Annotated in this window: 12 protein-coding genes; 8 read left to right on the plus strand and 4 right to left on the minus strand. The window is 71.3% G+C overall.

What is annotated here, in order from left to right; all coding sequences use genetic code 11:
• Nucleotides 1-81: 81 nt before the first annotated feature.
• Together tdh and ACX80U_RS16505 are read left to right on the plus strand one after the other, a co-directional pair.
• Entirely contained in the window at nucleotides 82-1,125 is a 1,044-nt protein-coding gene (gene tdh / locus ACX80U_RS16500) for an L-threonine 3-dehydrogenase (protein ID WP_459269218.1), read from the plus strand.
• A 15-nt stretch (nucleotides 1,126-1,140) separates the two neighbouring features.
• Nucleotides 1,141-2,406 (plus strand): glycine C-acetyltransferase, encoded by a 1,266-nt coding sequence (locus tag ACX80U_RS16505; protein ID WP_459269219.1) that lies wholly within the window; start codon nucleotides 1,141-1,143, stop codon nucleotides 2,404-2,406.
• A gap of 31 nt (nucleotides 2,407-2,437) precedes the next feature.
• On the opposite strand, the gene ACX80U_RS16510 is transcribed toward ACX80U_RS16505, so the two are convergent.
• Nucleotides 2,438-2,821, minus strand: coding sequence for a YchJ family protein (locus ACX80U_RS16510; RefSeq protein ID WP_133082130.1), 384 nt, complete (start codon nucleotides 2,819-2,821; stop codon nucleotides 2,438-2,440).
• Nucleotides 2,822-2,855: 34 nt separating this feature from the next.
• A complete protein-coding gene (locus ACX80U_RS16515; RefSeq protein WP_459269220.1) occupies nucleotides 2,856-3,878 on the minus strand; it encodes an NADPH:quinone reductase in 1,023 nt (340 codons plus the stop codon).
• A gap of 118 nt (nucleotides 3,879-3,996) precedes the next feature.
• Between ACX80U_RS16515 and ACX80U_RS16520 the strand changes: the two genes are divergently transcribed.
• The 4 genes from ACX80U_RS16520 (at nucleotide 3,997) to ACX80U_RS16535 (ending at nucleotide 7,949) form a co-directional block, all read left to right on the plus strand.
• On the plus strand, nucleotides 3,997-5,094 hold the full coding sequence (locus tag ACX80U_RS16520) for an NAD(P)/FAD-dependent oxidoreductase (protein ID WP_208740730.1): 1,098 nt from the start codon (nucleotides 3,997-3,999) through the stop codon (nucleotides 5,092-5,094).
• A 175-nt stretch (nucleotides 5,095-5,269) separates the two neighbouring features.
• Nucleotides 5,270-6,259 (plus strand): cation diffusion facilitator family transporter, encoded by a 990-nt coding sequence (locus ACX80U_RS16525; RefSeq protein WP_459269221.1) that lies wholly within the window; start codon nucleotides 5,270-5,272, stop codon nucleotides 6,257-6,259.
• Between the two features lie 9 nt (nucleotides 6,260-6,268).
• A complete protein-coding gene (locus tag ACX80U_RS16530; protein WP_133082134.1) occupies nucleotides 6,269-6,751 on the plus strand; it encodes a cation:proton antiporter regulatory subunit in 483 nt (160 codons plus the stop codon).
• A 7-nt stretch (nucleotides 6,752-6,758) separates the two neighbouring features.
• On the plus strand, nucleotides 6,759-7,949 hold the full coding sequence (locus ACX80U_RS16535) for a cation:proton antiporter (RefSeq protein ID WP_459269222.1): 1,191 nt from the start codon (nucleotides 6,759-6,761) through the stop codon (nucleotides 7,947-7,949).
• A gap of 9 nt (nucleotides 7,950-7,958) precedes the next feature.
• Here ACX80U_RS16535 and ACX80U_RS16540 read toward each other — a convergent pair whose 3' ends face one another.
• Nucleotides 7,959-8,804, minus strand: a complete 846-nt coding sequence (locus ACX80U_RS16540; RefSeq protein ID WP_459269223.1) for a siderophore-interacting protein — start codon at nucleotides 8,802-8,804, stop codon at nucleotides 7,959-7,961.
• 49 nt (nucleotides 8,805-8,853) lie between these two features.
• Nucleotides 8,854-10,437, minus strand: coding sequence for a histidine ammonia-lyase (gene hutH / locus ACX80U_RS16545; RefSeq protein ID WP_459269224.1), 1,584 nt, complete (start codon nucleotides 10,435-10,437; stop codon nucleotides 8,854-8,856).
• Between the two features lie 100 nt (nucleotides 10,438-10,537).
• Between hutH and ACX80U_RS16550 the strand changes: the two genes are divergently transcribed.
• A complete protein-coding gene (locus ACX80U_RS16550; RefSeq protein ID WP_208740739.1) occupies nucleotides 10,538-11,221 on the plus strand; it encodes an IclR family transcriptional regulator in 684 nt (227 codons plus the stop codon).
• Complete coding sequence (gene hutU, locus ACX80U_RS16555) at nucleotides 11,218-12,897, plus strand: urocanate hydratase (protein ID WP_459269225.1); 1,680 nt, start codon at nucleotides 11,218-11,220, stop codon at nucleotides 12,895-12,897. Before ACX80U_RS16550 ends, hutU begins: the two co-directional genes overlap by 4 nt.
• Nucleotides 12,898-12,925 lie beyond the last annotated feature (28 nt).

Below are 12,925 nucleotides of genomic sequence, written 5' to 3' on the forward strand. Positions count from 1 at the left end.
GGCATATCCCGCCCGGCACTCGTACCGCACAGGCCCGGCCCATCCCGCCGGAGGCCCGGAGCGGCATGGAAGGAATGTCCAGTGAAGGCGCTGTACAAGTCCGGGGCGCACCCCGGTTTCGAACTCGTGGACCGACCCGAGCCCGAGGCAGGGTGGGGCGAGGTCAAGATCCGCGTGATGACCACCGGCATCTGCGGCACCGACCTCCATATAGAGAGCTGGGACCCCTGGGCGCAGGGCATGATCTCCGCACCGCTGATCCCCGGCCACGAGTTCTACGGCGAGGTCGTGGCCCTCGGCGAGGGTATCCGCGACATCCGCATCGGCGATCGCGTCTCCGGCGAGGGGCACATCGTCTGCGGGATCTGCCGCAACTGCCGGGCCGGCCGCCGCCAGATGTGCATCCACACCTCGAGCGTCGGCGTGCAGCGCGACGGCGCGTTCGCCGAGTTCGTCGTCGTCCCCGAGACCAACGTCTGGGTGCACGACGCGACCATCACCCCCGAGCTCGGCGCCGTCTTCGACCCCTTCGGCAACGCCGTCCACACCGCGCTCAGCTTCCCGCTCGTCGGCGAGGACGTCCTCATCACCGGGGCCGGCCCCATCGGGCTCATGGCCGTCGCCGTCGCCCGCCACGCCGGGGCCCGGAAGATCGCGATCACCGACGTCTCCGCCCCGCGCCTCGAGCTCGCCCGCGGCGTGGGCGCGGACATCGCCGTCGACGTCAGCCGCATGCGCGTCGCCGACGCCCAGCGCGAGCTCGGCATGAAGGAGGGCTTCGACATCGGGATGGAGATGTCCGGCCACGCGACCGCCCTGCCCGAGATGATCGACAACATGAACCACGGCGGGAAGATCGCCATGCTCGGTCTGCCGTCCGGCCCCATCTCCATCGACTGGGGCAAGGTGGTCACGCACATGCTCACCCTCAAGGGCATCTACGGGCGGGAGATGTTCGAGACCTGGTACGCCATGAGCGCCATGCTCCAGTCCAACCGGACGCTGCGCGAGGCGGTGTCGTCGGTGGTCACCGACTGCCTGCCCGCGGGCGAATGGCAGCAGGGCTTCATGACAGCGCGCGACGGCGCGAGCGGCAAAGTGGTCCTCGACTGGACCACCTTCTAGGGAAACGGGAACACCATGTACTCAGCAGTCCGCGACCAGCTCGCCGGTGAGCTCGACGCCATCCGAAGCGCAGGCCTCTTCAAGCACGAGCGGCGCATCTCCTCGCCCCAGTCCAGCACCATCACAGCGGGAGCCCTCGGCGCAGGTGACGCGCGGGTGCTCAATTTCTGTGCGAACAACTACCTCGGCCTCGCCGACCATCCGGAGATCATCGCGGCGGCCAAGACGGCCCTCGACGAGCGGGGCTTCGGCATGGCCTCGGTCCGCTTCATCTGCGGCACCCAGGACCTGCACCTCGACCTCGAGCGGCGCGTCTCGGAGTTCCTCGGCACCGAGGACACCATCCTGTTCTCCTCCTGCTTCGACGCGAACGGCGGCGTCTTCGAATCGCTCCTCGGCGCGGAGGACGCCGTGATCTCCGACGCACTCAACCACGCGTCGATCATCGACGGCATCCGCCTGTCCAAGGCCCAGCGCTTCCGCTACGCGAACCGGGACATGGCGGACCTCGAGGCGAAGCTGCAGGAGGCGTCGGGGGCCCGGCGGCGCCTGATCGTCACGGATGGCGTCTTCTCCATGGACGGCTACCTGGCTCCCCTCGAGGCCATCTGTGACCTGGCAGAGCGGTACGACGCGATGGTCATGGTCGACGACTCGCACGCCGTCGGCTTCATGGGTGCGACCGGCGCCGGGACCCCGGAGCACGCGGGGGTCGCGAGCCGGGTGGACATCTTCACCGGGACCTTCGGCAAGGCGCTCGGTGGTGCGTCCGGCGGCTATGTCGCCGCCCGCGCCGAGATCGTCGCCCTCCTGCGCCAGCGGGCCCGCCCGTACCTGTTCTCCAACTCCCTCGCGCCGTCCATCGTCGCCGCGACCCTGACGGCACTGGACCTCGTGCAGAACAGCGGGGAGCTCCGGGAGACCCTCGCCCGTAATGCGGCCCTCTTCCGCCGCCGCATGACCGAGGAGGGCTTCGAGCTCCTCGAGGGCGAGCACGCGATCATCCCGGTCATGTTCGGCGACGCCGTGCTCGCCGCCCGCACCGCCGACGCGATGCTCGCGCATGGCGTCTTCGTCACGGCGTTCAGCTACCCCGTGGTGCCGAAGGGCGCCGCCCGCATCCGCGTGCAGCTCTCCGCAGCGCACACCGGCGAGGACATCGAGGCCTGCGTGCAGGCCTTCGCCGCCGCGCGCGCCGAGGTGGACGCGGGCAGTCCGGGAGAGGATGGCGGGCAGGCGTCCGACGCCGGCGCGCCGGGCGCGCACGTGGGTGGCGCGTAATCCGGTACCACCTCGCGGGGTGCTGCAGGTCCTAGGCGCGCACGTCCCCGTCGACATACATCCAGCGCCCTTCCACCCGGACGAATCGGCTGCGCTCCTGCAGCAGCCCCGACCGCCCGGCTCTCCGGAACGATGCTCGGTACTCCACCACGCCGGCGTCGTCGCAGTCGCCGCCGAGGACCGTGTCGACGATCTGCAGGCGCCGCCACTCGACGTCCCCGTCGAGATCGACGGTATCCGGACGTGTCGATGGGTCCCACGAATCGAGCAGGTACCTCTCGAGCCCGAGAGCGAACGCCGAGAACCGTGAGCGCATCAGCGCTGACGCCGTCGACGCTGCCCCTCCCCGGTGGAGCGGCCCGCAGCATTCCCCATACGGCAGAACGGTTCCGCAGGGGCAGTCGTCGAGCGTCATACGCTTCCTTTCCTGACCGGGAAGGGTCGATCGCTCAGGAGTTCTCGTCGGAGACGCGAATGATGACCTTGCCGGTCACACCGTTCTCGACGGCGTCGTGAGCGGCGCCGGTCTCCTCGAGCGGAAACCAGGAGAGGGGGAGTCCGGCAGCCTTCCCGACAGGCAATACCCCGCTGCTCAGCGCCGCCGTGATGTCCTCCGCCGCAGCGACGAGCGCATCCTGACCCACCGTGTAGAGCAGCAGGCCCTGCCAGCGGACGTTCTTCGCGAAACTCGCGACCACGGGGGCGGTGAAGTCGTCACCATTGTTGTTCGCGTAGTACGCGATGGAGCCATGGTTGGCGATCACCTCGACGTCGAGCGCCGCGTTCTGCCCGGGAGACACCTCCACGACATGGTCGACGCCGCCCGGAGCAACCTCGCGGATGTGGTGTGCGAGGGAATCGTCGGGGTAGCGGAGCACGTGGTGGGCCCCCGCAGCGAGACCGAGCTCGGCCTTCGCGTCGCTGCTGACCGTTGCGATGACGGTTGCGCCCGCCCAGGCGGCGAGTTGGATCGCCGCGTGGCCGACGGCTCCGGCGCCGCCCTGGACGAGAACCGTGCGTCCCTCGAGGGCGCCGGGAGCGAGTCGCGACGGCCCCTGCTCGTGGACGGTCAGGGCGCGGTGCGCCGTCATCGCCGGTACACCCAGGCTGGCTGCCACCTCGAGATCGACGCCGTCCGGCAGGCGGACAGCCCGTTCGGCGGGAATCACGGTGAACTCCTGGGCGGTCCCCGTCGGGCGGCCGTGAGCAGCCAGGTAGATCCATACCCGGTCGCCTACCTGCGGCTCGGTGACGCCCTCCCCGACCGCGTCGACGACTCCGGCGCCGTCCTGGTTGGGGACTACCTCGGGGAACGGGAGGTCGCCGTCGGCGCGGGCCTTCCAATCCGTCGGATTCACGCCGGAGTTGACGATGCGGACCCGCACTTCGCCCGGACCGGGCGTCGCGACGTCCCGGTCGACGAGAGAGAGAACGGAGGAGGGACCGGTGGAGGAGTAGACGATTGCTTTCACGACTAGCCGGAACTATCGGTGCCCGGACGGTATTCCCCGGGCTCGGGGTCCGCCCTATCGACGGGGAGAGCACACCTGACGCCCCCCGGATGGGGGAGCGCCATCCTAGGATGACGGAATGAGCCCCCTCGAGTGCGACGTCCTGATCATCGGCGGAGGCATCGCCGGCCTGTCGCTGGCGTCCGCCCTGGCGCCGTTCGCCGGCGTGGTGCTCGTCGAAGCGGAGTCCTCGCTCGGGTACCACACGTCGTCCCGCTCGGCGCGCCAGCTCATCCCGAGCTACGGCCCCGGGCCCGTCGTGGACCTCACCCGCCGCACACTGGACCTGCTGGCCGGCGTGCAGTCCTCCACGGGACTGCCGCTGACCGTCCCGCGGTCCTTCCTGCTCGTCGGATCCGAAGCCGACGTCGCGGCGAAGGCGAACGCATCGATGCGCGGGGTGTCCCACGCGGAAGCGCTCGCGCTGTGCCCCCAGCTCCGTCCCGCGTCGTTCGAGGCCGCCGCGATCGACACGGACTGCGTCGGCACCGACACCGACCTCTTGCTCGAGTACCACCGGCGGAGCGCCGGCGACGACGGCGTCATCATCCTGACCGGGGCACCCGTGACCTCCGCACGCTACGACGGTGGCGGCTGGAGCGTCCGTGCGGGATACCGGGCCATCCGTGCCGGCGTCGTGGTCGATGCGGCGGGAGCATGGGCAGACGGCGTGGCGGAGCTGTGCGGGGTCGCACCGCAGGGCCTCGTGCCGCTGCGTCGCACCGCCGCGATCGTGGCGGCGGAGAACGCACCGCGGGTCGGAACGCCGATGGTCGCCGCCGCCGACGACTCCTTCTACTACCGGCCCGACGCCGACGGCGTGCTCATCTCGCCCAGCGAGGCGGAACCCGCCGAGCCGGGCGACGCACAACCCCGTCCGGGGGACGTCGAGCGGCTCGTCGCGTACCTCGATCGGGTGACGACCCTCGGCATCACGTCGATCCGGCGGTCCTGGACGGGCCTTCGGACACAGCGGGACAGCGGTCTGCCGGTCGTGGGCTTCGATCCCGCCCACCCCGCGTTCTTCTGGCTCGCGGGGCAGGGCGGCTACGGCTTCCAGACGTCGTCGGGCATCGCGGAACTCGCGGCCGTCCTGCTCACCGGAGCCGATCCCGAGGACCTCGGCGCCGATCCCGGACGGGTCGCGGCCGCCGCGGCAGCCCTCCGCCCCGCCTGAGCCCGACGACGGGATCGCCGTCGCCCGCAACGGTCCGTCACCGTGCGGGACGCCCGCCCCTCGCGCGGGGAGAACTCGTAGAGTTGGAGCCGGAGGCTCCGCGGCGCACGTGCCGGGCGGCCTGGTCATCGTCGGAGAGCCGCCCGGAGGCGGGCAGAGGGAACGGAACCCAACCATGTCAGCAGGTGGAGGCAAGAAGGCGATCATCGCGGCCCTCGCAGCGAACCTCACGATCGCCGCGCTCAAATTCGTGGCCTACGCGCTCACGCGCTCGTCGTCCATGCTCGCCGAGGGGATCCACTCGGTGGCGGACTCGGGCAACCAGGTCCTCCTGCTCGTGGGAGGCAAGCGTGCCAAACGCCAGGCCAGCCCGGAGCACCCCTTCGGCTACGGCCGGGAGCGGTACATCTACGCCTTCATCGTGTCGATCGTCCTGTTCAGCGTCGGCGGGCTCTTCGCCCTCTACGAGGCGTACCACAAGTACCAGGACCCCCATCCCATCGAGGGATCGTTCTGGTGGGTCCCGCTCGCCGTCCTGATCGGGGCCATCATCGCCGAGTCCTTCTCGTTCCGCACCGCCATCAGGGAGTCCAACCACACGCGGGGGAGCATGAGCTGGGTGCGCTTCGTCCGCACCGCCAAGTCGCCCGAGCTGCCGGTCATCCTCCTCGAGGACTTCGGCGCGCTCCTGGGTCTCCTGTTCGCCCTGATCGGCGTCTCCATGACGCTGCTCACCGACAACGGTGTGTGGGACGCGGCAGGGACCGCCATGATCGGCCTCCTCCTCGTCGCGATCGCCGCCGTCCTCGCGGTCGAGACCAAGAGCCTGCTCCTCGGCGAGAGCGCCTCCGCAGACGCCGTCGCGAAGATCGAGGCAGCCATCAGCGACGACGGCGCCACCCGCATCATCCATCTCAAGACCCTCCACCTGGGTCCCGACGAGCTGCTCGTCGCCGCCAAGATCTCGGTCGAGAGCCAGGACACCGGATCGCAGATCGCCGGTGCGATCAACGATGCGGAGCAGCGCATCCGGGCAGCTGTCCCGATCGCCACCGCCATCTACCTCGAACCCGATCTGTACGCTCCCCGCGCCACCGCCACGCCCTCAGCGAACGGGAGCTCCGCAGCGCCCCGACCGGACAGCGGGTCGTCCGGGCAGGTCTAGGATGGGCGCATGAACGTCATCGAAACGCGCCTTCCGGGCATCGGAGTGCGGCGAGAGATCGTCACGGGCTCCGGCCGGAGGGTGGGGATCGTCGCGCAGCGCGACGGCGACCTCGACCTCATCATCTCCAAGGCCGGCGACCCCGACGCGTGCGTCGCCTCCATCCCGCTGACCCCGGACGAGGCGGCGACCATCGGCAACCTCCTCGGTTCGCGCCAGCTCGTCGCGCAGCTGACGGAGGAGCACCGCGACCTTCCCGGCGTCTCCACGCGCCAGTTCCTGATCGAGCGCGGCTCACCGTTCGACGGCCGCCCCCTCGGGGACACCCGCATGCGGTCACGGTCCGGTGCGTCGCTCGTCGCCGTGCTGCGCTCCGGCCAGGTACAGGCCTCACCCACGCCCGATTTCACGCTCGCCGCCGGCGACCTGCTGGTGGTGGTGGGCACGTCCGAGGGCCTCGACGCCGCAGCGGACATCCTGCGCAACGGCTGAGCCGCCTGTGCACACGACCGCCCTCACCCTGATCGAACTCGGCGCAATCCTCCTGTTCCTCGGGATCCTCGGGCGGCTCGCCGGCCGGATCGGGCTCTCGCCGATCCCGCTCTACCTCATCGGAGGCCTGTTCTTCGGGCAGGGCGGGTTCATCGAACTCGACGGAGTGATCGAGTTCAGCGAGGTCGCCAGCGAGATCGGCGTGGTGCTGCTCCTGCTGATGCTCGGCCTCGAGTACACGGCGAAGGAGCTGGTGACAGGCCTCCGCCAGTCCTGGCTGGCCGGCATCGTGGACTTCGCCCTGAATTTCACGCCGGGCGCGCTCGTCGCCGTCGTCCTGGGCTGGGGTCCCGTCGCCGCGCTCGTGATGGGCGGGGTCACCTACATCTCGTCCTCGGGCATCGCCGCGAAGGTCATCAGCGACCTCGGCAGGCTCGGCAACCGGGAGACGCCCACCGTCCTCGCGATCCTCGTCTTCGAGGACCTCGCCATGGCCATCTACCTCCCCGTCCTGACGGCCGTCCTCGCCGGCCTCAGCTTCGCCGGCGGCCTGGGCACCGTGGGCATCTCGCTGCTCGTGGTCACGCTCGTGCTGGTCATCGCCCTGCGGTGGGGCAACGTCGTCTCGGCCGTCGTGGACAGCACCGACCGGGAGGTGTTCCTCCTGACCCTCATCGGCGCCGCGCTCCTCGTCGCGGGCCTCGCCTCCGCCCTCCAGGTCTCCGCGGCCGTCGGCGCGTTCCTGCTCGGCATCGCCATCTCGGGCGCGACGGCGGAGAACGCCGCGCGCATCCTCGAACCCCTGCGGGACCTGTTCGCCGCCATCTTCTTCGTCGTGTTCGGGCTGAACACGGATCCGTCGTCGATCCCTCCGGTCCTCGCCTTCGCGCTGCTCCTGGCCCTCGTCACGTCGGTCACGAAGATCGCGACCGGCTGGTGGGCCGCGGGACGGCAGGGCATCGGCAGGCTCGGGCGCGCACGTGCAGGCGCAGCGCTCGTGGCGCGCGGCGAGTTCTCCATCGTCATCGCGGGACTCGCGGTGGCGTCCGGGGCCGTCCTTCCCGACCTCGCCGCCCTGGCCACGACCTACGTGCTGCTCATGGCCGTCCTCGGACCCGTCCTGGCACGCCTCGCGGAACCCGCCATGGACCTGCTGGACCGGCGCCCGAGGAGGCGCCCGCAGGAGATGGCGGCCTAGGGCGCCGTCCTAGTCGTCGAGGATCTTGCCGATCGGCTCCCGCTTCTCCGCCTGGAAGGTGTCCTCCTCGCGGCCGTAGGCCCAGTACCCGGACAGGGAGACCTGCGAGCGCGCCAGGCCCTTCTCCTTGAACAGGACGTCGCGGAGGGCCTTCATGGCGCTACGCTCGCCGTGCACGAAGGCGTCGACGGTGCCCTCGAGCCACGGCCCGGCGGCGACGGCGTCCGCCAGCAGCGTCGTCGTGCCGGCCGGCCGACCGTCCCGCTGGAGCCAGTGCAGCTCGAGGCCCGCGGGCGCGACGAGGGGGAGGATGTCGGCGGCGCTGTCCACCTCGAGATAGGCGTGCCCCAGCGCGTGCGGGTGGAGCGCCTCGATGCCGGCCGCGATCGCCGGAAGGGCGGAGTCGTCCCCGACGAAGAGGTGCCAGTCGGCGTCCTGGTCCGGCGACCACTTGCCGGACGGGCCCATCAGCACGAGGGCGTCCCCCGGGGAGGCCTTCGCCGCCCACGGACCGGCGACGCCCTCGTCGCCGTGGACCACGAAGTCGATGGCGAGCCGCTGCTCGACGGGGTCGAGCCAGCGGATGGTGTAGGTCCGCTTCACCGGGCGGTCCTCGGCCGGCAGCGCGTCCTTCAGTGCCGCGAGGTCGTAGGGCGGTACCAGCCCGAGTTCCGGCTTCGCGAAGAGCAGCTTGGCGTACTTGTCCGTGGCGTCGCACTCCTGCAGGTCGGCGAAGCCCGGTCCGCCCGCCACAACCCGCACGAGGTGCGGACTCAGCCACCGGGTCTCCAGGACCGTGAGGACGGCCTGTGGGCGAGGGGGCTTGCGGAACGGTTCGGACACGGGCGAGGACATGGAGCGGCGCTTCTTTCCGGGGAGAGTGGTTAGCCCACCCTAACAAGCTTCACGGGAGGGGTGCTGGGAGCACGGCCGTCGCGGCCGCGAGCAGCGCGCCGTCGTCCACGAGCAGGCGGGCCGCCTCGATCTCCGGAGCGAGGTAGCGGTCCGTGCCGGGACCCTCGACATCGGCGCGCAGCCGGGCCCGCACGGCGGAGATCGGAGCGGAACTGCGCAGGCCACCCTCGGCGCCCGCCCCGCCGTCGCGCATGTCCAGGGCCCGTGCGGCCGTGAGGATCTCGATGGCGAGCACCCGGGTCAATCCGTCGATCGCCCTGCGCAGCTTCAGGCCCGCGGCCCAGCCCATCGACACGTGGTCCTCCTGCATCGCGGACGAGGGGATGGAATCGACCGATGCCGGGGCGGCGAGCCGCTTCAGCTCGGACACGATGCCCGCCTGCGTGTACTGCGCGATCATGTGGCCCGAGTCCACGCCGGGGTCGTGGGCGAGGAACGCATTGAGCCCGTGGCTGCGGGACTTGTCGAGGAACCGGTCCGTGCGTCGTTCGCTCATGGAGGCGACGTCGGCGACGGCGATCGCTAGGAAGTCCAGGACATAGCCCACGGGTGCGCCGTGGAAGTTCCCGTTCGACTCGATGCGCCCGTCCGGGGTGATCACCGGGTTGTCGATGGCGGAGCCCAGTTCGATCGCGGCGACGGATTCGGCGTGAGCCAGGGTGGCGCGCGCGGCGCCGTGCACCTGGGGAGCGCACCGGAGGGAGTAGGCGTCCTGGACGCGCGTGAAGCGGTGCCGCCCGGTCTCCGAGGTCAGCTGCTCGGCGATGAGCGGGGATCCCTCGAGGAGGGCTCGGATGGACCCGGCGGAGGCCACCTGGCCCGGGTGCGGGCGCAGCGCATGGAGATCCTCGGCGAAGACCGCATCGGTCCCCAGGAGCCCCTCCACGCTCATCGCCGCGGCGAGGTCCGCGGTCGTGAGGAGGCGGTGCAGGTCGGCCGCGGCGAGGACCAGCATGCCGAGCATGCCGTCCGTCCCGTTGATGAGGGCCAGGCCCTCCTTCTCGCGCAGTTCCACCGGGGCGATGCCTGCAGCGGCGAGGGCCTCGGCGGCGGGGACGAGCTCCCCGGACCGGGTCCGCACGTCGCCCTCGCCCATGAGCGCCAGGGCGACGTGGGAGAGCGGGGCGAGATCCCCCGAGCAGCCGAGGGAGCCGTACTCGCCGATGACGGGCGTGATGCCGGCGTTCAGCAGGGCGGCGTAGGTGGACGCCACCACCGGACGCACGCCCGTGCGTCCGGTGGCGAGGGTCGAGAGCCGTCCGAGCATGAGGCCGCGCACCACTTCGCGGTCCACCTCCGCGCCCGAGGACGCCGCGTGGCTGCGGATGAGGCTGCGCTGGAGCTGGCTCCGCTGGTCGAGCGGGATGTGCTTGGTCGCGAGCGCGCCGAATCCGGTGGAGACGCCGTAGTGCGGTGTGCCGTCGTCCACGAGGGACTCGATGACGGCGCGGGACGCGGCCATCGCGGACAGGGCGTCCGCCGCGAGCTCCACCTCCGCGCCATGACGCGCCACTGCGACGACGTCGGCGGGGGACAGCGGGCCGGTCCCGACGATCACGGAGGGGTGCGACATGGTGCCTCGGTTCCTGCGGCTCGGGCCGCTCTTGCCATTGAATGAAAAGGACGTTTCAATAAGTGAAATATACGGCAGGGCTGAATGCAAGGAGGCGACCATGGCAGAATCCTCGACCCGCACCGTCGAGCGGGCGCTCGTGCTCCTCGGGGCCGTCTGCGACGCCGGGTCGCTGACGCTCGCGGACGCCGCGCGGGAGACGGACCTGTCGGCGTCGACGGCCCTGCGCCTGCTGCGCACACTCGAGGGGACGGGCTTCGTGCGCCGTGACGCGCTCGGCGCCTACCGGCCCGGGCTCCGCGTGGTGCAGCTGGGAGCGCAGGCCCTGGGCCACGAGTCGCTCGTCTCCCTCGCCGAACCCGCACTCGAGCGCCTCGTGGACCGGACGGGCGAATCGGCCTACCTCAGCGTCCCGTCGCACGACGGCGAGGGCGTGTACCTGGCCATGCGCGAGGGCACCCACTCCGTCCGCCACGCCAGCTGGGTGGGCCGGAGCATCCCGCTCGCCGGGACCGCCGTGGGCGCCGTGCTGACCGGCAGCCCGGCCGCCGACGGGTTCGTCGTCGTCCGCGACGGCGTCGAGGCGGACGTCACGGCCATCGCCGCGCCGGTGTCACCCGGCGCACGGACCGTCGCCGCCCTCAGCGTGGTCGTCCCCAGCTACCGCATCACCGAGGCGGAGGCACACCGTATCGGTGAGCTCGTCGCGCAGGAGGCGGCCACGCTCCTGACGCGGCAGGACGCCGCCGCCCTGACCGAGGACCTGACAGGAGAACCAGCATGACCAGCAGCACGACGACCCCCACGCACGATCCCTCCCGCTCCATCCGCGCGGCCCGCGGCCCGCAGCTGACGGCGAAGAGCTGGCAGACGGAAGCACCGCTGCGCATGCTGATGAACAACCTCGACCCGGAGGTCGCCGAACGGCCCGAGGACCTCGTGGTCTACGGCGGGACGGGCCGCGCGGCCCGCAGCTGGGAGGCCTACGACGCCATCGTCCGCACGCTCGAGACGCTCGACGACGACGAGACGCTCCTCGTCCAGTCCGGCAAGCCCGTGGGCGTGTTCCGCACCAACCCCTGGGCTCCGCGCGTGCTGCTCGCCAACTCCAATCTCGTCGGGGACTGGGCCACCTGGCCCGAGTTCCGTCGCCTCGAGGCCGAGGGCCTGATGATGTACGGGCAGATGACCGCGGGCTCCTGGATCTACATCGGCACGCAGGGCATCCTCCAGGGCACGTACGAGACGTTCGCCGCGATCGCCCGCAAGCGGTTCGGCGGGAGCCTCACCGGCACGCTGACGCTCACCGGCGGCTGCGGCGGCATGGGCGGCGCCCAGCCGCTCGCCGTCACCCTGAACGGCGGGGCCGTCCTCATCGTCGACGTCAGCGAGGCGCGCCTGCGCCGCCGCGTCGCGAAGCGGTACCTGGACACCGTCGCGGACACGCTCGACGACGCCGTCGCGCAGGTCCTCGCCGCGAAACGCGAGAGGCGCGCGCTGTCCGTCGGCGTCGTCGGCAACGCCGCGACCGTCTTCCCCGAACTGCTGCGGCGCGGACTCGACGTCGACATCGTCACCGACCAGACCTCCGCCCACGATCCGCTGAGCTACCTGCCGGAGGGCATCTCGCCCGACGAATGGGACCGCGAGGCGACGGCCGACCCCGACGGGTTCACGAAGAAGGCGCAGGTGTCCATGGCCCTCCAGGTCGAGGCGATGGTGGGCTTCCTGGACGCCGGCGCCGAGGTCTTCGACTACGGCAACTCCATTCGGGACGAGGCCCGCACGGGGGGCTACGGGCGGGCCTTCGACTTCCCCGGCTTCGTGCCCGCCTACATCCGGCCCCTGTTCTGCGAGGGACTCGGCCCGTTCCGCTGGGTGGCGCTCTCGGGGGACCCGGCGGACATCGCCGTCACCGACGCCGCCCTCAAGGAGCTGTTCCCCGACAACGCGCACCTGCACCGCTGGCTCGACGCCGCCGCGGAGCACGTCGAGTTCGAGGGCCTGCCGGCGCGCATCTGCTGGCTCGGCTACGGTGACCGCGCGAAGGCCGGCCTGCTGTTCAACCGGCTGGTCGCCGAGGGCAGGGTCTCGGCGCCGATCGTCATCGGCCGCGACCACCTCGACTCCGGGTCCGTCGCCTCCCCCTACCGCGAGACGGAGGCGATGGCCGACGGCTCGGACGCCGTCGCCGACTGGCCCCTCCTGAACGCCCTGCTGACGACGTCGTCGGGCGCCACCTGGGTGTCCATCCACCACGGCGGCGGCGTCGGGATCGGTCGCTCCATCCACGCCGGGCAGGTCTCGGTCGCGGACGGGACCGACCTCGCCGCCCAGAAGCTCGAGCGGCTCCTGACGAACGATCCGGGGATGGGCGTCATCCGCCACGTCGACGCCGGCTACGAACGTGCCCGGGAGGTCGCCGCCGAACGCGGCGTGCGCATCCCCATGCAATCCTGAGAAGTCCCACCCGCCACCACCGGAAGGC

It is taken from the genome of Arthrobacter sp. TmT3-37 (genome assembly GCF_054510835.1).